Annotated in this window: 24 protein-coding genes; 9 read left to right on the top strand and 15 right to left on the bottom strand. The window is 34.8% G+C overall.

Going from position 1 to position 23,702, the window contains the following annotated elements; translation table 11 throughout:
• Positions 1 to 109: 109 nt before the first annotated feature.
• Positions 110 to 1,171, top strand: coding sequence for a hypothetical protein (locus ACR9EA_RS06960; RefSeq protein ID WP_435139076.1), 1,062 nt, complete (start codon positions 110 to 112; stop codon positions 1,169 to 1,171).
• 82 nt (positions 1,172 to 1,253) lie between these two features.
• Here ACR9EA_RS06960 and ACR9EA_RS06955 read toward each other — a convergent pair whose 3' ends face one another.
• Both ACR9EA_RS06955 and ACR9EA_RS06950 read right to left on the bottom strand, forming a co-directional pair.
• Entirely contained in the window at positions 1,254 to 1,895 is a 642-nt protein-coding gene (locus ACR9EA_RS06955) for a hypothetical protein (protein ID WP_435139074.1), read from the bottom strand.
• 26 nt (positions 1,896 to 1,921) lie between these two features.
• On the bottom strand, positions 1,922 to 2,155 hold the full coding sequence (locus tag ACR9EA_RS06950) for a helix-turn-helix domain-containing protein (RefSeq protein ID WP_435139072.1): 234 nt from the start codon (positions 2,153 to 2,155) through the stop codon (positions 1,922 to 1,924).
• 146 nt (positions 2,156 to 2,301) lie between these two features.
• Between ACR9EA_RS06950 and ACR9EA_RS06945 the strand changes: the two genes are divergently transcribed.
• The gene (locus ACR9EA_RS06945) at positions 2,302 to 3,564 is read left to right on the top strand and encodes a HEPN domain-containing protein (protein WP_435139070.1); all 1,263 of its coding nucleotides are present in this window, start codon (positions 2,302 to 2,304) and stop codon (positions 3,562 to 3,564) included.
• On the opposite strand, the gene ACR9EA_RS06940 is transcribed toward ACR9EA_RS06945, so the two are convergent.
• The 10 genes from ACR9EA_RS06940 to mnmE form a co-directional block, all read right to left on the bottom strand.
• Positions 3,529 to 3,846, bottom strand: a complete 318-nt coding sequence (locus ACR9EA_RS06940; protein ID WP_435139068.1) for a DUF6730 family protein — start codon at positions 3,844 to 3,846, stop codon at positions 3,529 to 3,531. The genes ACR9EA_RS06945 and ACR9EA_RS06940 overlap by 36 nt on opposite strands.
• 13 nt (positions 3,847 to 3,859) lie before the next feature.
• Positions 3,860 to 4,684, bottom strand: coding sequence for a relaxase/mobilization nuclease domain-containing protein (locus tag ACR9EA_RS06935; protein WP_435139066.1), 825 nt, complete (start codon positions 4,682 to 4,684; stop codon positions 3,860 to 3,862).
• Positions 4,685 to 4,722: 38 nt separating this feature from the next.
• Entirely contained in the window at positions 4,723 to 5,244 is a 522-nt protein-coding gene (gene mbpA, locus ACR9EA_RS06930; RefSeq protein WP_435139064.1) for a mobilization protein MbpA, read from the bottom strand.
• On the bottom strand, positions 5,228 to 6,085 hold the full coding sequence (locus tag ACR9EA_RS06925; RefSeq protein WP_435139062.1) for a toprim domain-containing protein: 858 nt from the start codon (positions 6,083 to 6,085) through the stop codon (positions 5,228 to 5,230). The genes mbpA and ACR9EA_RS06925 overlap by 17 nt, the downstream gene beginning before the upstream one ends.
• Positions 6,086 to 6,291: 206 nt before the next feature.
• On the bottom strand, positions 6,292 to 7,500 hold the full coding sequence (locus ACR9EA_RS06920) for a primase-helicase family protein (RefSeq protein WP_435139060.1): 1,209 nt from the start codon (positions 7,498 to 7,500) through the stop codon (positions 6,292 to 6,294).
• Positions 7,501 to 7,558: 58 nt separating this feature from the next.
• Complete coding sequence (locus tag ACR9EA_RS06915; protein ID WP_435139058.1) at positions 7,559 to 7,846, bottom strand: helix-turn-helix transcriptional regulator; 288 nt, start codon at positions 7,844 to 7,846, stop codon at positions 7,559 to 7,561.
• Between the two features lie 346 nt (positions 7,847 to 8,192).
• Complete coding sequence (locus ACR9EA_RS06910; protein ID WP_435139056.1) at positions 8,193 to 9,350, bottom strand: tyrosine-type recombinase/integrase; 1,158 nt, start codon at positions 9,348 to 9,350, stop codon at positions 8,193 to 8,195.
• 54 nt (positions 9,351 to 9,404) lie between these two features.
• Positions 9,405 to 9,596: a helix-turn-helix transcriptional regulator gene (locus tag ACR9EA_RS06905; RefSeq protein ID WP_435139054.1), complete on the bottom strand. Its 192-nt coding sequence runs from the start codon at positions 9,594 to 9,596 to the stop codon at positions 9,405 to 9,407.
• Positions 9,589 to 9,735: a hypothetical protein gene (locus ACR9EA_RS06900; RefSeq protein ID WP_435139840.1), complete on the bottom strand. Its 147-nt coding sequence runs from the start codon at positions 9,733 to 9,735 to the stop codon at positions 9,589 to 9,591. Before ACR9EA_RS06900 ends, ACR9EA_RS06905 begins: the two co-directional genes overlap by 8 nt.
• A gap of 452 nt (positions 9,736 to 10,187) precedes the next feature.
• On the bottom strand, positions 10,188 to 11,582 hold the full coding sequence (gene mnmE, locus ACR9EA_RS06895) for a tRNA uridine-5-carboxymethylaminomethyl(34) synthesis GTPase MnmE (protein WP_435139052.1): 1,395 nt from the start codon (positions 11,580 to 11,582) through the stop codon (positions 10,188 to 10,190).
• Positions 11,583 to 11,696: 114 nt separating this feature from the next.
• Here mnmE and ACR9EA_RS06890 point away from each other — a divergent pair, with 114 nt between their 5' ends.
• The gene (locus ACR9EA_RS06890) at positions 11,697 to 12,818 is read left to right on the top strand and encodes a redoxin domain-containing protein (RefSeq protein ID WP_435139050.1); all 1,122 of its coding nucleotides are present in this window, start codon (positions 11,697 to 11,699) and stop codon (positions 12,816 to 12,818) included.
• 85 nt (positions 12,819 to 12,903) lie between these two features.
• On the opposite strand, the gene ACR9EA_RS06885 is transcribed toward ACR9EA_RS06890, so the two are convergent.
• Positions 12,904 to 13,557 (bottom strand): rhomboid family intramembrane serine protease, encoded by a 654-nt coding sequence (locus ACR9EA_RS06885; RefSeq protein ID WP_435139048.1) that lies wholly within the window; start codon positions 13,555 to 13,557, stop codon positions 12,904 to 12,906.
• 62 nt (positions 13,558 to 13,619) lie between these two features.
• Here ACR9EA_RS06885 and ACR9EA_RS06880 point away from each other — a divergent pair, with 62 nt between their 5' ends.
• Positions 13,620 to 14,531: a lysophospholipid acyltransferase family protein gene (locus ACR9EA_RS06880; protein WP_435139046.1), complete on the top strand. Its 912-nt coding sequence runs from the start codon at positions 13,620 to 13,622 to the stop codon at positions 14,529 to 14,531.
• Positions 14,532 to 14,670: 139 nt separating this feature from the next.
• On the opposite strand, the gene glmM is transcribed toward ACR9EA_RS06880, so the two are convergent.
• Positions 14,671 to 16,059: a phosphoglucosamine mutase gene (gene glmM / locus ACR9EA_RS06875; protein WP_435139044.1), complete on the bottom strand. Its 1,389-nt coding sequence runs from the start codon at positions 16,057 to 16,059 to the stop codon at positions 14,671 to 14,673.
• A gap of 273 nt (positions 16,060 to 16,332) precedes the next feature.
• On the opposite strand from glmM, the gene ACR9EA_RS06870 reads away from it, so the two are divergent.
• From ACR9EA_RS06870 to ACR9EA_RS06860, 3 genes are read left to right on the top strand one after another with little or no spacing between them, the layout of a single operon-like run.
• The gene (locus ACR9EA_RS06870; protein ID WP_435139042.1) at positions 16,333 to 16,929 is read left to right on the top strand and encodes an ACP phosphodiesterase; all 597 of its coding nucleotides are present in this window, start codon (positions 16,333 to 16,335) and stop codon (positions 16,927 to 16,929) included.
• Positions 16,926 to 18,620: a gamma-glutamyltransferase gene (gene ggt / locus ACR9EA_RS06865; RefSeq protein ID WP_435139040.1), complete on the top strand. Its 1,695-nt coding sequence runs from the start codon at positions 16,926 to 16,928 to the stop codon at positions 18,618 to 18,620. Before ACR9EA_RS06870 ends, ggt begins: the two co-directional genes overlap by 4 nt.
• A 30-nt stretch (positions 18,621 to 18,650) precedes the next feature.
• Positions 18,651 to 19,349 carry a hypothetical protein gene (locus ACR9EA_RS06860; RefSeq protein WP_435139038.1) on the top strand — a complete coding sequence of 233 codons (699 nt, stop codon included), beginning with the start codon at positions 18,651 to 18,653 and terminating at the stop codon, positions 19,347 to 19,349.
• Between the two features lie 3 nt (positions 19,350 to 19,352).
• On the opposite strand, the gene ACR9EA_RS06855 is transcribed toward ACR9EA_RS06860, so the two are convergent.
• The gene (locus ACR9EA_RS06855) at positions 19,353 to 19,880 is read right to left on the bottom strand and encodes a hypothetical protein (protein WP_435139036.1); all 528 of its coding nucleotides are present in this window, start codon (positions 19,878 to 19,880) and stop codon (positions 19,353 to 19,355) included.
• 187 nt (positions 19,881 to 20,067) lie between these two features.
• On the opposite strand from ACR9EA_RS06855, the gene ACR9EA_RS06850 reads away from it, so the two are divergent.
• Positions 20,068 to 20,724: a DUF937 domain-containing protein gene (locus ACR9EA_RS06850; RefSeq protein WP_435139034.1), complete on the top strand. Its 657-nt coding sequence runs from the start codon at positions 20,068 to 20,070 to the stop codon at positions 20,722 to 20,724.
• 143 nt (positions 20,725 to 20,867) lie between these two features.
• The gene (uvrA, locus tag ACR9EA_RS06845) at positions 20,868 to 23,699 is read left to right on the top strand and encodes an excinuclease ABC subunit UvrA (RefSeq protein WP_435139838.1); all 2,832 of its coding nucleotides are present in this window, start codon (positions 20,868 to 20,870) and stop codon (positions 23,697 to 23,699) included.
• The last annotated feature ends 3 nt before the right edge of the window (positions 23,700 to 23,702 follow it).

Raw genomic sequence — 23,702 nt, 5'->3', positions numbered from 1 at the left:
AAACACTATAAAACAATACCTTAAAGTAAAAATACCCTTTTTTGGGTATAGGAATTTACTTGTTAACAGGGTAGTTTAGTGTAATTGTTACACTAAATTTAATTCAATAATGAAAAAATTTATTCTGATTGTTTGTGCCCTATCGTTTAGTACTTGCCTCCTTTCTCAAGAAAGATTTAAAAAAGCATATTGGATACCGGAAAAAATCATATATAAAAATTCCACTAGCTTAGAACTCCAAGAAAAAATTGAAAAAAAATACAGTCAATTAAACATACTAGACAAATATGAAAAGAAGCTGAAAGAAAAAATAGATTCTATCTTACCATTAGGCAAAGAAATTACAATTGAAAAAAAATCAGACAACAATACTGACTTAGTATACTACGAAAAACTAACTCTAGATCAAAAAATGATCAATAAAATGAAATTTACTTACTCCAAAAGCACTTCTGACAATGTAAAGCGAGGCTCAGTAAAACTTGAAGAGGATAAACTTTTTGTAAACGCGTGGTTGAGCAAGAAAATTGAAAACAATAAAAAACAAACTGAAAAAGTAAATCGTAAAAATAAATCAACTCCTAAGATAGATTCATCAACAGAAGATTTCACATTTAAAAATAATAACGGAATTTTTGAAAAAACAAAAAACACAAAAGAAAAAGACAAAAAAGAAGATAAATGGAGTAGAAAAACATATTACTTCAAACTAGAAAACAGACAATCAATAACATTAAAATACGATGAATTTTTTATTTCAGCCATTATTATCCCGTTAAAATATAGATTTAGGGACGATGACAAAGAAAACCAAGACTTTTCCTCAAGTTTTAATATTAACGCATTTATAGGCTACTCAATTGGATGGACTAAATTTATGTATAGAAAAGATATTGAAAATTTGGAGAGAGATCAAAGAGTCTTATTAGGGCCATTCCTAGGATCCAGTGTGATTGAACTTAATAATTCGAACACGCTTAATCTGACTGAATCAGAAAAATATAATCGTGGAGTAATTAGTTACGGTGTTGGAATAGGTTATGCATATGGAAAATTCCAAATGACTTTACTTTATGGTTGGGAAAGTGCTGTTGGCAGCAAATCTAAAGATTGGACTTTCAATAATCAACCTTGGATTGGTGCCGGCTTAGGATTTGAACTGATTAAGTAATATCATTTAAATTAAAAAGTAATAAATCTGACAAACAAAAATTAATTTATTTATTCAACTCTAAAATAATCCCAACAATTCACTATTCTACGCCTTGAAAAAATTGAATTGCAAATTTACAAAAATCGATTATCGTCTCCTTATCTAGCTCAAACTCCTTTCTACTACCCAAATAATTTTTAGATTTAGGAGTTATTTCTTTACCCTCTTCTAATTCTTTAACCGAAATACATTTAATATGCTTTTTACTCACCAAAACTATAAATGCATTACTATAGGGATAATCTTTAGGAAGATGCTTTGATAAAAATTCACCACTTTTTCTAAATTTAACTTCTATAAAAAAAACCTCATTTGTTTTAGGGTTTTGAATAACGAAATCGGGCATTCGTCTTATTTCATTTGCAACATCAGATCTTACACCTTTAAGGAGCTCCATAATGCCAGGGATGGTGTTTTCCATACCATAATGAAACACATTATAACCTAAAGACAAAAAAAGTTCCTGGATTAAGGTTTCAGCGATACGCCCTTTAATCATGTTATAACGATAATTTCTTTGTTGATCGGATAATCCTACTTCCTGAAATTTTTCTTCAATCGTAGGCTCCTCCTCCATCAACGCAACTTCCACATTAGGTTCTTTATTTTCTTTCTTATAACATTTTAAGCAAAGACCTCCATTATATTTCGTGTAGCCTCCGCAGTTTACACATTCTGCCATTTAGGTTAATTTAATGATTAACTGTTTTATTCATCTTTAAAAATATTGTTTGGCAATTGAAGGTCTTTATAAACTTCGTTTAATATATCACAAGGATCCTCATCGATAGCGAGCGCTATCAAATAAAGTTCATCAGCCCTAAGTTTAGTTGATTCATTGGAACTCAATTGTGATAATCTTGCCTGACTAATTCCTGTTCGTCTAGACACCATAGCTCTATTAACTGATTTTTTAACTAGATATAATCCTAAGGGAGTCATAATTATTTAGAATTTGATAATATAAATATAGTTTTTATTACAAAAAATATAGAAATTCTAAATGTTTATTTTGGTTTTAAATAGAATTAATATATATTTGTTTAGATTTTCTATATTTTTATATAGAAATTAAAAACTTTAAAATTATGAACACACTAAAACTTCCAAAAAAATTTGATCTATCCGATAAACTATCCATTTTATTAAACAGTATAATAGATGTATTATCAGTAGACAGTATATACCTATCAAATAAACAAATTGAAAAAAAGTGCTCCTATTTTTTTGTTACTCTATTTATAGACTGTGACATGGATCTTCTTCCAAACGAAATCCTCAAACTAATTTCAAAAATTGAAAACGAATTTCCTCATTTTAAAGTGCTCATTTTTACACAAGCCATAGCAGAAAAAAATATTGAACGGGGCAGCTTTTATTTTCTAGAGCACTGTTGTTTTGGCTATAAATTATATTCTAAACCTGAAGGAGACAACATTTTAGATTATGAAGATCTCGCGCTTCACAACATTCTTAAAAGAGCCGAACGCTATTATATGGCCGAAATGAAAAAAATCAATGGCTATATCAATTCCTCAAAACTTCTTATCAAGCAAAAAAATTATGATCTGGCTGGCTTTAATTTACATCAAGCCTTCCTATTAAGTTTTAAATGTATAGAACACCTATACCTTGGCCAAAGTAAAACAACACTTAGCCTTATAGGTCATATTAAAAATTATGAACCGTTCTTCCCAAAAATAATTCCTTTTAAAAATGTACCCAAAAAAGATCAAAACGAATGGTTATTACTTTTGGATCACGCATTTAATATGATACATCATGATAACCCCATGGAAATCGACAAAGACCAGTGTAAAATTATATTCTCTGAAATTCATTCATTTATAAATAAAATTGAAAAGCTGCATAATAAACATCTTAAACGCTGCCATTTGCTTTTGAAAGAAAAAAACTTAGAGATAACTCAAGTTCCAAAAATAGAACCTAAATCCTTATCCAGAAATGATCAAAATTTGGATACGGAAAATGAGAAAGAGCTTTTTAACTCCAGAATCAATGATTTAATAAGTAAAAGGATACATCTACTTAAACCAAACTCTGAAAACACTTTATACAAAAGCGAGTTTTTAATATCTGGACTATCCGATGTCCTTTATGATATTGCGGGTATAATGAAAGTCTGTATTTTAGCTTTAGAATATTCAGATAGCTACGACAATAAACTCATTCCCCAACCCCACATAAATATTAAAACAGCCTTGGAACATATTATGCAATTGTTACCCTTTGATGAAATGGAATGCTTAGAAGAAATTGTGAAAGGTCATTTAATGAATCATGAGACTAATGAATTAAATAACATTAAACAAGGTAAATACAAAGCATAGCGATAAGATTAAGGTTATTATAAACACTACAACCGCCCAAGTAGGATACATTTTAGCTCGCTTAATTTTAGCACTAAAATGAGTATGAAATTGTTCTATGTGGTGTTCGTGGTTTTGCATTTGATTTTGATGCGATTCCATTATAGATTTATATTCAGAAACATCGATTTTTAGCTTGGTTGATTTCAATTCTGAATTCAACCTCTCTAACTTTTCAATATTCAAATTAAACTGATGCAGCTCTTCAACTAATAATGCGGTCAATTCTTCTAACTTTGTCATAATACTTGATTTTTTAAATAGACATTCCTAAATCCACTACTTTTTTAACCACTGCCTTAGCGATCCTTAATGTAGTATTGGGTGTTAATCCAATGGTTTTACCTAGAAGCTTTACGGTAGCTTCCTTAGTTTTAGCACTTATATGAAATTCAGCTCGGGGCCTGCTAGCTATTTGCTCAGCGATGTTACCAATGGACATATTTCGGTGTACTTCACTACCCTTTAGGTTATGACCACTAAATTCAAACCGAAACCCCTGAAGTTTGTTCTGTTTATTAATAACCGGAATAACCTCTACGCCATTGGTTTTCATTGATTTTAGATAATCATCAAAACCTCGTGGTTTAAATTGTTTCATAGTCAAATCATGTCTTCGCTTAATTTCTGAGCGTATTTCTTTTAGATTGAATGCCTTTTCGAATTGTACCTGTTTTACGGTAGTTAATTTTAATTGCTGCGCTACCCGCTCTGCAGCGTGTTGACTCCGTTTCCCTATAAAGCTATCATTGTAAGCCTGACCTTTAAAATCTATGCGATTAACATATAAGTGAATATGATTATGCTCCTTATCCTTATGCACAAAGGCTATGGCCTGTCGTTCCTTCAGGTCCATTTCTTTAAGAAAGCACTTGGTAATATCCCTCAGCTGCTCACGATCCAATCTCTTGCCATCTTTTACGGTGGGACTAATCACAAAGGACAAAGTGTTTTTAGTGCAGTTATGATTTTGGTCCTGGATCATTTTAAACTCTTTAGTGATAGCTCTGGGCTCTTCACCATGGAGATATTCCTTAAGTACTACCTCTGCATCCTTTTCCTGATTCCATCCGTATGCCATGGAAGCACTGGTATGCGAAATACTTTTGCCTTTGCCTATCATCTTTGAAAATTATTTAAATGTTGCTTGATCTCATCTGCAAGAGCATGAACTTTCTGCATTAATTTCGGGTCCCGTTTCTTAAACATATTTCCTATCGATTTAAAGTTATTATGGTATCTAATCAGCATCTTATAAATGGTTATATGTTCCTCGGTAAACCGCTCTAGAATTTCCTGTTCAAATACACATCGTCTTACGTATTCACTAATGCTCAAACCACTACGTTTTGCCTTGACACGAAGCAGTTTCTTTTCATAAACGGTACATCGAAACTTAACGAGATCCCCTTTCGCCTTAAACATCTCCTTTTTTTTTCTGCGACCTTCGGGAGCAGAAAAGATTGTGTCCACAGACACACATCTCGAATTCCCTTCCACTTCAGATGTAGTTTCACTAAATTGAAGATCCAGGTCTATTTGAATCCCATCTTCATTGCCCATTGATTCTTTAGGAACTCTTAATATTTTTTCTTTGTTATTAAGGTTTCCAAAGTGATCTTGATTAATCTCTAAACCCATGACATAAATAATCATTTAAATCCTTGTACTTATAATAATTCATACTGCCATCTTCTAGATGATGGAAGTTATCTAACAACTCCTTTGTTGCCTTCCTACCCGCGGAATCATGATCCAAAAACAATATACCTTTGGGGTACTTTTCAAAAAGATATTTTATATCCCTAATAAAGCTGATAGAGTTGAGAACAATAATATCAGAAGCATTAATTAGCTCTGGGTCAAGTACCATTAGAGAGAGTAAGTCAAACATCCCCTCAAACACAACCAGCTGCTGATGGCCATAGTTATAATAGGTATAACTTTTAGGGCTACTGGACGTCTTATAATTCCGATTGCTAAGCTCCCAACCTCCATTTCTATTTTCTAAACCGATTGCAAAAAACACCGAATCACGATAGCGATACCAAACCTGTTTACAAAATATAGTTAGTATCTGAATAGGAATCTTTCTAGAATTGGAATATTGAACTAAGGCGGGATGACTAATCTCTTGCACCTTTAAAATCTCTATATTATGATTCCTAGCTACTACAGAGGTTTGCTGCTGATGAACAGAAAAAACAGCATTAGAATCTGATAAAAACTCTAATGTTTCTTTAATCGAACATTTTAAAACAAGACTCACCAAATCAATCACATTTCCCCCTATACCTGCCCCATGATCATACCATCTATTTTTCATTATAGAAACCTTAAAAGATGCTTGGGTTTCTGACCGAAATGGACTCAGAAACCAAGCGTCTTGTTCCGTTTGCTTTTTGGGAAAGTGCCCGAGTTTTTCCAGGGCCATTAGCACTGAAAAATTGCGGGCTATTTCACAATTCATTTTTCTTTTCATAAGCCAATTGGTTTTTAAGTGTTCTTTGATGATTTGATGACAAACTTCAGTACACCCCTTTAAATACAAGGGTTTTCATTGTCATCAATTTGACATCACGTCATCTCTTTTAAATTTTTTGTATTTCTATATATCATCATTATTTATTTTGATGACTTAAAGATGATATAATGATGACAGCCTCAGCCCTTATAAACAGCGAGCTTTTAATCATCTGTCATCAATTCATCAAAATTTTTAATCAGGAAATCCTTTTCAATAATAAAATAGCGTCCCTTAGCTGGAATTAGATTGAACGATCCATCCGTCCAGATTACCAGTTTTTGATATCGATTGGAGTTCCCTTGATTCATTAATTTCCAATCGTTCTTCAACAGCCTTCTGATTTGGGTGTGGTCTGTTTTAACACGGGTGGTATTTAACAGTTGAACAGCATCTGAGACACATATGGTCATGGTATTAAGCTCCAGGTGCTCCATAGCATTTAGCAATATACTGGCCAATTCCTTCTCAACACGGTTCCTATTATTCTGAATTAATCGCAGCAAAGCCTTAGTCTTGATCTGATGTGGCTCGAACCACATCCGGCTAACCTGTTTAGAACTTAAGTTCCTATGCATTAAAAAGTAAAGGAAAGCAGGGATTTCCCGCATTAAACTTTCCAAAAAATCTGTTTCTTCCCTAATAATGGATGGAATTTTCAGTACCCAAAACCGGGTTTCATTAGCGTCAATTTTAATAAAGTTATCTTCATTATTACTACAGAGAATAAACTTGCCAAAGAACTCGACCTCGCGTTTATCCTTTCCCTTGGCCTCTAACATATTTGTATTGGTAGTGCTCAGATATTTTATACGCTCTGTAAGCTCTTCCTTATTGAAGAGTACTTCATCAATACATATCAGTAGTTTATTCACCCAATCTGCATTAAATTGGCTCCCAAAACTGTCATTAGTGAGATAGGTAAGGTTGTTTTCAAAAATGGCCTTCAACCATTTTAAAAACGTACTTTTACCAGTAGAGCGTTCTTTAGAAACCAAACAAAGAATTGGTAAAATCTGGATTGGCCTAGTGTATAGGATCTGAAGATAATCCAGGCCGAGTTCGAATTGTTCCCCAAAAATATGTTTCACAAATTTTAGGGTTGTTTCAATTTCTCCTGCTTTAGGTACACGTGATAATGGCGAATAGGTATTATAAAAACCAAAATATTCCTGCCGATATTCCAAATGGCTGGGCATACAAGTAAAACCATCATATTTTGATATTTTACTTATGAAATCTTTACCATGGTCTTGCCTTATGGTTTCAAGATTCCAATGCACCAGAATTTCATTAAAGTGACCAGCGATAGTTGGTGCTTTTACACGCTTATAATAGGAGGTCCCAACACGTACATAAGGTATCTGTTTCATAATTTAACGATTAAAAATCTTGAATTTCAAGATTTGATTAAACTAATGTTAACAGACCTTAAGGCCTCTTACTCCTTAAAGCATAAGACAAGGCCTCATTTTTAATCTCCCCAACTGACTTTCGTTTATTTTGTAGTAGCCAAGAGTTAAGCTTTTCGACATCAAAGAATATCAATTTACCATTAGGCTTACTATGAGGAACAATTCCCGAAGACGTTAATTTATATAAATAACTCCTTGAAATACCTGTATAATCGGAAGCCTCTTCTAAAGTAAGCACCTTTTTTGAACCCAATAGTAGATTTTCAATCCTATCCAGTTTTTCTTCTAATTTAATATTGTCCATTTTAATTGAATTAAAGATTAATAATGAACAAAGTACTTTGTTTCTTTTAGTAGAATTCTTGAAATAAAAGTAACTATTAGAAATTAGCAAACTGAGATAAAATTCAATTTTTTATTCACAAATAATTGTTTATCAGACAATTAAATCAATTCAACAACAAATGAATTCAAATAATATTAGCCAGATTTTTAAGGGTGACAAATACCTCTAAATAGCACTGAATAAAATCAACAAAAAACACTAAAAATAAGAGTTATTAACAATTACGTTTTAAATAACTCAATTTTTTGCAGCAAGGAGCATCTATTATTGAACAAAATTTTAGTACTACGAAAAAAAAGTACTACTAAATAATATCATCCAGTTCCAATATTGGAACTAGGTTAGCAGCCTCTTTCATTTTCTTATCAATAATTTTGGCATAAATTTCAGTAGTTCGAATTTCACGATGTCCTAAACGTTTTGATACCGTGTAAATATCGGCTCCATTTTCTAACAGCAACACTGCATTAGTGTGACGCGCAGAATGAAAAGTTATATGTTTAGTTATACCAGCTGCCATACACCATCTAAGTAATTGTAGATTCATATGTGCGCTATAACGAAGTCCTTTGAACACACGATCGTTAGGCTCCCTACGTTCCCCCAGAAGTTCCCTTGCTTGTTGTGAAATATATAGATATTCTACGCCATCAGTTTTCTTTTGTTGAAAAACCACACGGAATATATGATTCCCAGAGTCGTCTATCCCCTCTTCTCTTACTTCTGACCATTTTAACTTATTGACATCCGACCATCTAATCCCGGTTAAGGTAGAAAATAGGAAAGCTCGCTTTAACAAAGGAATAGAACAGTCGGTTTTGGATAACTTTTGAAGTTCATCTGATGTAAGGTATTCTCTGGTAGATTCACCCATAGAAAATCCTTTTACCCGTTTCATGAGGTTTTCTTTTAAATATCCTTCTTCAAACGCTGCATTTAAGCAGGCCTTAAATTTATTAAAGTATGTATGCTTTGTATTTTGAGAAAGGTTCTTTTCACTTTTGGTAACAGCTACAGTATCTAAATACTTTTTATAGCCCTTAATAAAATCTACATCTATATCATTAAAGGTGATATGAGCAGGACAGTACTTCTCTAAATGTTTTTGAGCGGCATCCCAGTTATCATAATTCCCTTTAGTTTGATAGCGCTCTTCCTTTTTCAATTCATAATAGTTTAAAAAACTAATTTGGTTCTTAAAATTATTTTGAATTTCATACTTCCCTTGATACACTTCGGCTTTCCTGATGGCTAAAATTTGTTCAGCAAGTTCTAGCTGTTCCCTATTCTTTTTCTTTTCTTTAGCTGTTGTTGGATCTGTAACTAAATAAAGATTTAAATACTCAAACTCACGTATTAATTTTGTTTTACCATCCGCCAAGGTTTTATGGCCTTTATAGAATTCTATATATAGGCTTGTTTTACCTGATTTTAATTTCTTTTTTCTTAAATGTAGTTTCATTTTAAATCAATTTTAATCAATGACCAGGCTCTCCTATATAATATTAGCCTAAAATTATTTTTTGAATAACATTTCAATATCAGATCGCTTCACTCTAGTTAAGCGATCTCCTAAGTTTATAGCCTTAAGTTTACCTTCCATAATATTTCTATACACTGTTCTTTTAGAGCAGTTTAAAAGCAAAGCAACCTCCTTTACCGTGAATATTTCCTTTTCTTTTAAAATTCTTAATTCTAGTTCACTCATTTACAAATAGTTTATCGAGTTCTGAGCGTTTAATAATAATTTTTTTTAAATCTATGTCTATAGTGTTAACCTTACCTGTATTAACCAATTTATAAACGGACTGTCTAGAACAATTAAGAAGCACAGTAATATCCTTCACTGTCAAAAACTCCTTTGATTTAATGAGGTCTAGATTTTGCTTTTGGATTTTAAAGGTCTGGTTATTTGATCGTTTAATCCTATTAGACTTGGTTCTTGCTTTATAGGCCTTACTACCACATTTAAGAGAACAAAACCTAGTAACTGTAGTTTTAGCAATAAACTCAGAATTACAAAATTCACAGATTCGTGTTATTTTAATATTTGAACTCACAATAGTTAATTAAGGTACATTAAGGGTATTATTTGTCCATATTAGTTAATTAAGTGCCACATTGGGCAATGAGGTGTAAATTTTTACATCTCAAGACAAAACTAATAAAATAAGGTGTAAATAGGGTGCAAAAAAACCTCTAAAATAGGTTTTCATGAGAAAACATGATAAAACCCATTTTAATTAATCATTTAATTTACAATCATTTAACTACAAATCGATTCAAATAAAATTGCTGTCTATTTGCCGATACAGAAATTAGCAAAGATATTTCCTAGCAATTCATCATTGGTAACTTGCCCCGTAATCACCCCAAAATGGTATAAGGCTTCTCGGATATCGATAGCCATTAAATCGGTCGACAAATTAGTGTCTAAACCATGTTGTACTTTTTGAATCTCTTCAAAAGCTTTTAGCAAAGCATCATAGTGTCGCGTGTTAGTAATTATGGTTTCGTTATTACGTAAGGCACCTGTATTTACAAAATCTAAGAGTTTGTTTTTTAACTCTTCAACCCCTAAACCTGTTTTGGCCGATAATAAATGTAAATCTGGAATGGCAGTTTGCAAATGGAAAATCGTAGCATCCGATAATTGATCCACTTTATTTACAATAATTACCATTGGTTTTAATGGGTACTTATTCTTTACTTTTTCGATTTCAATTTTAAATGCTGTTATGGTAGCTTCGGTTTGTAATTTAGTACCGTCGGCAAGAAAAACAACAACTTGAGACTGTTCTATTTTTTCGAAGGTTTTTTTTATGCCCAACCCTTCTACCACATCTGTCGTTTCACGAATTCCTGCGGTATCTATAAATCGAAATCCAATGCCTCCTATACTCAATTCGTCTTCAATGGTATCTCTAGTAGTCCCTGCAATATCACTTACAATAGCGCGCTCTTCATTCAATAAGGCATTTAATAAGGTAGATTTGCCAACATTAGGCTCGCCCACTATGGCTACTGGAATACCATTTTTAATAACATTACCCACAGCAAACGAATCAATTAAACGCTTTAACACAAAGGTTATGCGCGATATTAATTCTCTAAACTGGGTACGATCGGCAAAGTCTACATCTTCTTCTGCAAAATCTAATTCTAATTCAATCAGCGATGCAAAATTTAGAAGTTCCTCTCGCAGTTTTGCGATTTCCGAAGAAAATCCGCCACGCATCTGCTGCATAGCAATTTGATGACTCGCCTCGTTATCACTTGCTATTAAATCGGCAACAGCTTCCGCCTGACTTAAATCCAATTTACCATTTAAAAACGCACGTAACGTAAATTCGCCAGCATCGGCCATACGACATCCTAAACGTAAAAACAACTGAATGATTTCTTGCTGAATATACGACGACCCATGGCAAGATACCTCTACAACATCTTCGCCTGTATACGATTTCGGGTTTTTAAACACAGACACCAAAACCTCATCTATCACCCGACTACCATCCATAATATGCCCCAAATGAATGGTGTGTGTAGGCTGATTTTCTAATAATTTTCCGCTAACCGATTTAAATGCGCCACTAACCAAGCTCATGGCTTTCACTCCCGAAAGACGTATAACAGCAATGGCTCCCGCTCCAGAAGGGGTTGCCAATGCAATAATTGTATCGTTGTAATTCATACTGCAAAAGTAAGCAATATCCTAATATGCTTTTAAGTGTATACTTATCAAAATCTTAACAGGATTTCCTTATTTATTCTCTTATATTTGTCCGAAATAAAAAAATAACCATATATGTTAAAAAAGATTACCCTGCTAAGTATGGCAGTTTTAGCCTTTTCTTGTGCTAAAGAAAAAGATAGTTTTACCCTGAGTGCTTCTTTAAACGAAGCTACTAACGGAAAAACCGTAAGATTATTTAGAATGGATGGACAAAATAGCGTGCTATTAGATTCGTCTAAAGTTACTAACGGAAAAGCAACTTTACAAGGCGCCGTAACTTCTCCAGACTTATATTTTCTTAGTGTAGACCAAGTAAGAGGCAATATTCCTGTAATTATTGAAAATGAAGATATGACTGTAGACATCAATACCGATAGTATTATGAATACACGTATTAAAGGAAGCCCAGAAAACAAAGTGTTTAGCACCTACCAAGATTATATTATGGGCATGCAAAAACGCAATCAGGAATTAAGCATGGAGTTTAGAACGGCACAACAACAAAACGATACAACTGCCATTGCAAATATTCAGGCAGAATACGAAGAAATGGTTAAAGCCAACCAAGAGCACGATTTAGATTTTATGAAATTAAATAACGATGCCGTGGTTTCTGCTTTAATTTTAGAACGCGATTTAACAAACGACAAAGTACCTTACGAACAAAAAAAGGCTATCTACGACAATTTTACAGAGCGTTTAAAAAACACACGTGCTGGTAAAAGCGTTGGCGAGTCTTTAAAAGCTATCGAAGCTACTGCTGTAGGTAGTGTGGTAGAAAACTTTTCGGCTCCTAACCCAGAAGGCAAAACCATTTCGCTTTACGATGTTAAAGGAAAAGTAACTATTATCGATTTTTGGGCAGCTTGGTGCGGACCTTGTAGACGCGAAAACCCGAACTTAGTAAAACTATACAAGCAATACCACGATAAAGGTTTAGAAATTTTAGGCGTGTCTTTAGATGGAACACCTAGACAACAAGATGCTAAAGCAGAATGGATTAAAGCCATTACTAAAGATAGCTTAACTTGGAACCACATGTCTAACCTAGCCTATTTTAACGACCCTATCGCTAAAAAATTCAATATTCGTTCTATTCCAGCAACTTATATTTTAAATGCTGAAGGAAAAATTGTTGCTAAAGGTTTAAGAGGACAAGCTTTAGAAGATAAAATTGCCGAATTATTAAATTAAGATAGGTAATTAAAAAACTTGTAAATAAGAATGCCCAATCGTTTTAGATTGGGCATTCTTATTTTTAATAGCAACAAACACACAATTAATTCAGTTTACCTGTTTTGTGCATCACATAAAGAATAACTATAGGAACAGCCAATAAGCCTACCATTAACAAATTCGTTTTAAACAACATTGGCATCAATATTAGGGTTGTAATATATCCACCTATAGCCCCTCCAAAATGGGCATCGTGGCCAATATTGCCTACTTTCGCCTTCATTCCGTAAATAGAATATAATAAATACCCAATACCAAAAATGTATTCTGGTATTGGAATAGGAATAAAAAACATGTACAAGCTCATATTGGGTTCTAACAAAATAGCAGCATACAACACGCCTGTAACTGCACCACTAGCGCCAACAGCCGTGTAATGATAATCGTTTTTATGCAGGTACAAAGACAATAAACCGCCCAAAACCAAACTCACTACATAAACGACAATAAAATTAAAATTCCCTAAATGCGATACCACAACATCGGCAAAAAAGTATAAAGTAAACATATTAAAAAACAAGTGCATGGTATCTACATGAAGAAACCCCGAACTAAAAAGCCTAATTTTTTCACCGGCTTGAATACGGCCCACATTAAACTTATACCGATCAAAAAAACCGTAATCGTTAAACCCCTTGTAAGAAATTAAAACATTAGCCGCGATAATAACAATAGTTACTAAACTTAAATTACCCATAAACAATCTTCTTTTAAATCAAATATACCATATATTTGCTTCTACAAAGCTAAAATTAAATAATGCAATTTCTCGCTTATATCCTTATTTATCCGTTTTTATGGATAATTTCTATACTTCCTTTTAAACTGCTTTATGCCTTTTCCGACGGGCTATATGTTTTGCTGTATTATATTTTGGGTTACAGACGAAAAACAGTGAAGGAAAATTTAGACTTGGTATTTCCTAACATGTCCGAATCCGAAAAAAAACGGGTGATCAAAACGTTTTACCATCATTTATGCGATATGATTGTTGAAGCCATAAAATCGTTAACCATATCGGAAAGCGAAATGAAAAAACGCTTCGCCTTTACCAATTTAGAAGTCATTCAAAAATTAGTAGATCAAGACAAAAGCATCGCCCTAATGTGCGCCCATTATGCCAGCTGGGAATGGTTATTTGTACTACAATCGTATTTTGATGTTAAAGGATACGCGGTTTACAAACAACTACGAAACAAATATTTCGATAAATTAGTTAAAAAAGTACGTGCCAAATACAACAGCTATTTAATTACCACCAAAGAAACCGTGCCTACACTTATGCGCGCTAAAGCGCAAGGCAACCTCACTATTTGTGGTTTTGCATCGGACCAATCGCCTAAAATACAGAATACCCACCATTGGGCAGATTTTATGGGGATAACCGTTCCTGTATTTACAGGGGCAGAAATGCTATCGAAACGCATAGACATGTCGGTTGTTTTTTTTGCAGTGAAAAAAGTAAGACGTGGTTACTACCAAACCACTTTTGAACTTTTAGCAGAAAACCCTAAAACTTTTGATAATTACGAGATTACCGATTTGTTTTTAAGAAAAGTTGAAGCGCAAATTATTGAAGCTCCAGAATATTATTTATGGACACATAAACGCTGGAAACACAGAGATAAAGTACCTTACGAATACCAACAAAGAGGCTGTCTTAAAAGTTGATTTTCCGTCAATCTGAATTTATTTCAGATTCTCACAATGATTGATTTACAATATGATGAGATTCTGTGTCAAGCACAGAATGACGTACTTTTAAACTTTTTGGACAGCCTCTTTACAATTTCATTTTATTCAAACAGGTTTAAATTCCTGCGATATCCGATAATTCTGCAATAAACCTATCAGCCAATGCATCGGCATCTGCTTGCGTACTGGCTTCGGTATAAATTCTAATAATTGGTTCTGTATTACTTTTACGTAAATGCACCCAATTTGATGGAAAATCTATTTTAACACCATCTATAGTCGAAATATTTTCAGTAGCATATTTGGTTTCAATCGCTTTTAAAACTGCATCTACATCCAGTTCTGGTGTTAAAGCTATTTTCTTTTTTCCCATATAATACTGCGGATAGGTTTGTTTTAATTCACTAACAGATATTTTCTTTTCTGCCAGTAGACTTAGAAACAATGCTACACCAACTAGAGCATCGCGACCATAATGTAATTCTGGATAAATTATACCGCCATTACCTTCACCACCAATAACTACGTTGTTCTTTTTCATTAAGCTTACCACATTCACCTCTCCTACAGCACTCGCTTCGTAAATACCGCCATGTTTTTCGGTGACATCTTTTAAAGCTCTGGTAGAACTCATGTTGCTTACCGTGTTTCCTGGTGTTTTACTCAGTACATAATCAGCACAGGCGACAAGTGTATATTCTTCGCCAAACATTTCGCCATGCTCATCCATAAACGCTAATCGGTCTACATCGGGGTCGACTACAATACCAAAATCGGCACGCTCGTTTTTAACAGCTTCAGACAAATCGGTTAAATGTTCTTTTAAAGGTTCTGGATTATGCGGAAATTGCCCGTTAGGCTCGCAATACAATTTAATAGCTTCTACTCCCAAACGGTCTAACAATAATGGTATAGCAATGCCTCCTGTAGAGTTTACACCATCTACAACCACTTTAAATTTAGCAGCTTGTATGGCTTTTGCATTTACCAAAGGTAAGTCTAAAACTTCATCAATATGTATGTCGATATAAGCATCATTTACGGTAATCTCGCCCAGGCTATCAACATCGGAAAACTGTACGGTATCGGCCGCTGCAAAATCAAGAATTTTAGCACCTTCTTCAGCATCTAAAAACTCGCCTTTTGAATTCAATAATTTTAAAGCATTCCACTCTTTTGGGTTGTGACTTGCCGTTAAAATAATGCCGCCATCGGCATGCTCTAAAGGCACTGCAACTTCTACCGTAGGTGTTGTAGATAAACCTAAATCAACCACATGAATCCCCATGCCCACAAGCGTATTCATAACTAAGCTCTGAATCATTTCGCCCGAAATGCGGGCATCTCTGCCAACAACTACTTTATAATGATCTTTACTGCGTTGTTGTTTAACCCATGTGCCATAAGCTGCGGCAAATTTTACGGCATCTATCGGGGTTAAATTATCGCCAACAGCCCCACCAATAGTACCGCGTATTCCTGAAATTGATTTAATTAGTGTCATAAAATAATTTAAGTTTTAACAAATATAATATTTCAAGATGTAAACTTATGGTTTGAATTTGTAAATTACCGAACTAAACCACTATAAACTGGAAGTCCATAGGTTTGAAAACAGACTAAAAATCCGATTATTTGTGTTCATCTTAGCCACAAATACACGAATATTTTTATAAAAAACCATGTCAAATATTCGTGCATTCATGGCGCAAAAATATTTATAGAAACTGAAAGTCTTGCACTAAAAGTGCATAGTTTCAACTAACGACAGAGACCAATGAATTATTTGGCGCATATTTACCTTTCCGAAGATTTACCCCAAATAACTATTGGTAATTTTATTGCCGATGGCATTCGAGGAAAATCATATTTAAAATTCCCTAAAACAATTCAAACTGGCGTACTTTTACATCGGTTTATCGATTCGTATACAGATTCGCACCCCATTGTGCGCAAAAGCACCAAACGCTTGCACCCTAAATACCATCATTACTCTGGCGTAATTGTCGATATTTATTACGATCATTTTTTAGCTAAAAACTGGACTAAATACACCACAGAACCACTATCGCAATACGCTGAAACCTTTTACCAATTATTACAAGATAACTACCACATACTTCCAGAGCGCACCCAACAACTCTTACCTTATATGATTAAAGGAAACTGGTTGGTAAGCTACGCCTCTTTAGAAGGTATTGAAAGTGTTTTAATAGGAATGAACAAACGCACCAAATACCAATCGAACATGAACGAAGCCATCCAGGAGCTAGTTGCGTATTACAATGAATTTGAAACAGAATTCACCGCTTTTTTTGAAGATTTACAACAGGCAACCCACAAACAATTAATAGCGTTAGACTCCAAAACATGAAACCCATACACCAACTACTTGTCGTTGTATTATTTGTAATTAGCTGCAAACAACCACCAACGCAGGCTAAAAAAATAACGGGGATTACCGCAAAAAACGGCATGGTGGTTTCCGCCAGAAAAGAAGCCTCAATTATAGGTGCGAACATATTAAAACAAGGTGGCAATGCCTTCGACGCTATGATGGCTACAGAACTCGCTTTAGCTGTAGCTTACCCTTACGCAGGTAATTTGGGTGGTGGTGGTTTTATGGTATACCGACTTAACAATGGCGATATTGGTTGTTTAGATTACAGAGAAAAAGCGCCAATGGCTGCCAATAAAAACATGTATTTAGACAGCTTAGGTAACATAATACCCAAAAAAAGTACTTTAGGAGCTATGGCCGTGGGCGTGCCTGGTACTATAGCTGGAGTTTTTGCTGCACACGACAAATTCGGAACGCTACCTATTGCCACAATTTTAAAACCTGTTATCGCCCTAGCCCAAAAAGGCGTAGTGGTTACCAAAAAACAAGCCTCCCGCATTCAAGATAAACGTCCTTATTTTAAAAAAGCCAATAAAGACACTATTCTTTTCGATGCCGATTGGAAAGCTAACGACACCATAAAATACCCAGCACTAGCAAATACTTTAGAACATATTTTAAATACAGGCAAGGATGGATTTTACAAAGGAAAAATAGCGAAAACCTTAGCGCATTTTATACAAGCTAATGGTGGTATTATCACCGAAGAAGATTTAGCCAATTACGAAGCTAAATGGAGAACACCTGTAGTGTTTAATTATAAAGATTTAAAAATCATTTCTATGGCACCACCATCGAGTGGCGGCGTGTGCTTAGGCCAAATTATGGGCATGATTATGCCTTACAACTTAAAAGCATTAGGGCATAATAGCACAAAAGCCATTCAGTTAATTACCGAGGCCGAACGCCGGGCTTATGCCGATAGAAGTTATTATTTAGGCGACCCCGATTTTATAGACATTCCGCAACACGAATTATTACATCCAGATTACCTAAAACACCGTATGACTTCTTTTTCTTTCGATGCCGCAACGCCTTCATCGAGCTTAAAGCATGGCAATGTTTCTATTATTGAAAGCGACGAAACCACCCACTACTCTATTGTAGACAGCTACGGAAATGCTATTGCAGTAACTACAACCTTAAACGGTGCTTATGGCTCTAAACTGTATTGTTCGGAATTGGGGTTCTTCTTAAATAACGAAATGGACGATTTTAGCAGTAAACCAGGAACTCCAAATATGTTCGGGCTTATAGGTGCCGAGGCCAATAGTATTGCGCCGCAAAAACGCATGCTAAGCTCGATGACACCAACTATAATCGAAAAAGATGGCGACTTTTACATGTCGGTTGGCACACCTGGCGGTTCTACCATCATTACCTGTGTTTTACAAACCATTTTAAATGTTTATGAATTTAATATGGGGATGCAGGAAGCTGTTAATGCGCCAAGATTTCATCACCAATGGTTACCCGACGAAATTTTAATGGAACCTAATAAATTTAGCCGAAAAACTATTGAAACCCTCACAAAAAAAGGCCATTATATAAACGAAAAAGATGCTCCCATTATTGGTCGTGTAGATGGTATCCTACGTTTAAGAAACGGATATTTGGAAGGCGGTGCAGATTATCGAGGCGACGATACCGCTATTGGGTTTTAATGTTATTTTTGTATAAAAATCATAAGAATTATGTCTGCTAAAAAAATTATAAAAATAAGCTTGGGGGTACTCGTATTTTTCACGCTACCCAGTTTGTTGTTTTTTGGATTCGTATATTTTAAATACAGTGAAAAACGCCCCGAAAGCAATCCTAGCCAAGCCGCAGACAGCCTAGCGCTTAACATGCTAAAGGCTTTAGATTACAATGCGTATAATAGTACTAATTATATAGAATGGACCTTTAAAAAACGGCATCATTATCAATGGAATAAAGCAGAGCAATCTTGTAAAGTATTTTGGAAAAACATACAAGTCAACCTAAATTTTAAAGATCTATCCAACAGCACGGTTTTAATGAACAATAAAGCAGTACCACAAGCACTCGTACAAGAGTATATCACAACTGCCTTAGACTATTTTAATACCGATTCGTTTTGGTTAATTGCACCTTACACTGTTTTTGATAAAGGCGTTACAAGAAGTCTCGCCACTGTAAATAACAAAAGTGGCTTATTAGTAACTTACGCTCCAAACGAAGCATATTTCTGGTTACTCGACAATAATTACAGACCTTACGCCTTTAACATGTGGACACCCTTATTCCCAATTGATGGTATAGAGGCTTCATGGCAAGATTGGACGACCACAGCTACAGGAGCCCAATTCCCTACGTTCCATAACATATTTACTTTTGGTTTCGAAATTACAGATCTTAAAACCGACTTTTAAACGCTATTTGCTTTTTTGCCCAACAAACTGCTGATTTTTCAATTTAAACAATACATTAAAGGTGGTTAAACTACCATAAATTCTAGTGATATATTGTTGCAAATCTATCTTTTCCTGAGCTTCTAAATTACTAGAGTTCACCTTCTGCTCCATAACCCTCAAACGATCTCTTACCATGATGATTTTATTAAAAAACACATCTACTGGAATTTCCTTACCTAGTAAATTATCGTCATTCGGCTGTAAAATTAAAGTACCGCCTTTCCATTTATCTGCAATCGGCACGACCTCGCTTACATCGCTATAGGTTTTTAATATTTGTTTTAAACTGCGCTCTATTTCATAAAGACTTACAGTATCTAAATCGCCTTCATCGGCAGCTTCAATAATATCAAAGGTTTCATCAAAATCAATTGTTTCTAATCCATTTTCTATAAAAGTAACCCAGTATTGCATTGCACTTACATTGGTTACTACACCTTTTCCAAATTCGGGATGCGCAATTCTAGAGCCAATAGCTAAAATTTTCATAGTTGTATTTTTTAACAAGTATACTAAAAATAGCGGGACAACAACATTTAAATTTAAAACCTACCGAAATTATTGATTTAACAAAATTAAGCCTTCAAAATTATCAGTTTATCAAATTTTAAATTTTCAGCTCAGAAATTCATAAATTAATTCATTAAATTTGAGCAACTAACTTTTAACTGGCCTTATGAAAACTATTGATGTTTTAGAATCGGTAGAGCATTATATTACCCCTGCCTTAATTACAGAAATAGCTCAAATTTTAGGCGAAACGCCACGCGATGTTTCTAAAACCATAAAAAATACGATTTCTAGCGTATTACTTAGTTTTTTAAATCAAGCTAACAATCCAGCTGTTTTAGAAGATATTATAAATTCAATTTATCACTCCAATTTTCAACCAGATAAAACCTTAAATCGCTTACCATTATTGGTATCTTCAACCACAGAAAATAATGCAAAAAACACGGCTAAAACAGTGCTAAATATGGTATTGGGCAGTAAACAAAACGACGTTATAAAATCACTTAGAGACGGATCCCATTTAAAAATAACATCTGTTTCCAAAATTCTTCAAATGATTACGGCCCTAGTAATGTGTGTTATTTACCAATTAGATTTTAACGCTTCCAGATTAATAGATGCTTTGCGTGAACAGGAAAAGGATATTATTGCATTCGCACCCGTAGGATTGCTCGGCCTCTTAAACGAAGCCCCTAAATTAAACCATAAAACACATAAAGAAACCGATGAGACTCCCACATTTAAACCCAAGCACAAATGGATAATCCCTGTATTACTTTTAATTGCAGCACTCTTGCTATTTTATGTTTTAGCCAAATAATTTAACTCGTGTTCGGTTGCGCTGTGTTGCAAAACTTATCTTAAACTATCCTTCAAACTACTACAAGAATTTAACAATTTACTTAAAGCCTAGTCATTTCCAATTTCACTCTAAAATCTGTACCTTTGAGACTTTGCATTTCTATGAGTAATTTCGATGAGTACATAGAGGTTAAAGGCGCACGTGCCCACAACCTAAAAAACATAGATGTTTCTATACCTAGAGACAAACTTGTGGTAATAACCGGGCTTTCTGGCAGCGGGAAATCTTCGTTGGCTTTCGATACAATTTATGCTGAAGGCCAACGCCGATATATTGAAACGTTTTCTGCCTATGCACGCCAATTTTTAGGAGGCCTAGAACGTCCCGATGTCGATAAAATTGATGGCTTATCACCAGTAATTGCAATCGAACAAAAAACAACCAGTAAATCGCCGCGATCTACCGTTGGTACCATTACCGAGATTTACGATTTTTTAAGGCTGCTTTACGCTAGAGCTAGCGACGCCTATAGCTACAATACTGGCGATAAAATGGTAAGCTATAGCGACGAACAAATAAAGGATCTAATTATTGAAGAGTACGAAGGCAGTCGCATTAATATTTTAGCTCCTGTTATACGTTCTAGAAAAGGACATTACAGAGAGTTGTTCGAGCAAATTGCAAAACAAGGCTTTATAAAAGTTAGAACAGACGGCGAAATTAGAGACTTGGTGAAGGGCATGAAATTAGATCGTTACAAAACTCACGATATCGAAATTGTAATCGATCGCTTAAAAATAGATCCTAGTGTAGACTACGAAAAACGCCTAACCGAAACCATTAATACCGCCATGTATCATGGCAACGATGTGTTAATGGTTATAGATCAAGACACGCAAGAAGTTCGCTATTTTAGTAGATTACTCATGTGTCCGTCTTCGGGTATCTCTTACCCTAATCCAGAGCCCAATAACTTTTCATTCAATTCGCCAAAAGGAGCGTGTCCTAAATGTAATGGCATTGGCAAACTCTATCAAGTAAACACCTCTAAAATTATACCTGACGATAATCTTTCTATTCGTGCCGGCGCTTTAGCGCCACATGGTCCCGAAAAGAAAAATTGGATTTTTAAACAATTAGAGCTTATTGCACAACGCTATAATTTTAGTTTAAACGATGCTTATAAAAACATTCCCGAAGAAGCGAAACAAGTTATCTTATACGGTGGAAAAGATAAATTCTCGGTAGAGAGTAAAACCTTAGGCATTACACGAGATTATAAAATTGAATTCGAAGGTGTTGCAAATTTTATAGAAAGTCAATACGAAAACGCACAAACAACCTCTTTAAAACGCTGGGCCAAAGATTATATGAACAAAGTAGATTGCGAACTTTGTCACGGTACCAGACTACGTAAAGAATCGTTATACTTTAAAGTAAATGGACTAAACATTGCAGAATTAGCACAAAAAGACATCAGCGATTTAGCCCTTTGGTTTAAAGACTTAAAAGCCTACATTTCAAAAAAGCAATTTAAAATTGCTGAAGAAATTATTAAAGAAATAACAACACGCCTACAATTTTTACTAGATGTAGGCTTAGATTACCTATCGTTAAACAGAAGTTCGAAATCACTTTCTGGCGGCGAAGCACAACGCATTAGACTTGCCACACAAATTGGCTCTCAACTAGTTGGTGTTTTATATATTCTAGACGAACCCAGTATTGGGCTGCATCAACGCGACAACGAGAAGCTCATCAACTCATTAATAGCATTACGAGATGTTGGCAACTCGGTAGTGGTGGTAGAACATGATAAAGATATGATAGAACGTGCCGATTACGTTATCGATATCGGTCCAAAAGCGGGACGACATGGCGGCGAAATTATTAGTCAAGGTACACCTACAGAACTATTAAAACACCATACCCTAACTGCCGATTATTTAAATGGCACAAAGACGATAGAAATTCCTAAAAAACGTCGTGAGGGCAATGGCCATGTCTTAACCCTAAAAGGATGTACAGGAAATAACTTAAAAAATATAAACGTAGCATTTCCTTTAGGTAAAATGATAGGGGTTACCGGCGTTTCTGGTAGCGGAAAATCAACACTAATAAACGAAACTTTATACCCCATTTTAAATGCCCATTACTTTAATGGCGTAAAAAAACCTATGCCTTACAAAAGCATTACAGGCTTAGAGCATATAGATAAAGTAATTGATATTAATCAATCGCCAATAGGCAGAACACCGCGTAGCAATCCGGCGACATACACAGGGGTTTTTAGCGAAATTAGAAGTCTTTTTACCAAAACGCCAGAAGCGATGATTAGAGGTTACAAGCCTGGGCGTTTTAGTTTTAACGTAAAAGGCGGACGTTGCGAAACCTGCCAAGGTGGTGGTTTACGGGTAATTGAAATGAATTTTCTACCAGATGTTTACGTAGAATGCGAAACCTGCCAAGGCAAGCGCTTTAATAGAGAAACTTTAGAAATACGATATAAAGGAAAATCGATTAGTGATGTGTTAGACATGACTATTAACGAAGCTGTAGCATTTTTTGAACACATTCCAAAAATCTACAAAAAGGTAAAAACCATTCAAGATGTCGGTTTAGGGTACATAACCCTTGGCCAGCAAAGCACTACCCTATCTGGTGGCGAAGCCCAGCGCATAAAACTGGCTACAGAATTGAGTAAACGCGATACCGGCAACACCTTTTATATTTTAGACGAGCCTACAACAGGACTCCATTTTGAAGACATTAGGGTGCTCATGCTCGTACTAAACAAACTGGTAAACAAAGGGAATACCGTGTTAATAATAGAGCATAATTTAGATGTTATAAAAGCTGTAGACCACATTATAGACATTGGTTACGAAGGTGGCAAAGGTGGCGGCCAAGTGGTTGTTGAAGGCACTCCAGAACAAGTTGCCCAACATAAAAAAAGTTACACGGCACGTTTCCTTAAAAAAGAATTACATTAGCAA

Origin of the sequence: Formosa sp. A9 (assembly GCF_051200825.1) — a bacterium.
GTDB lineage: Bacteria > Bacteroidota > Bacteroidia > Flavobacteriales > Flavobacteriaceae > Formosa.
This window is presented reverse-complemented; position numbering and strand designations above follow the sequence as displayed.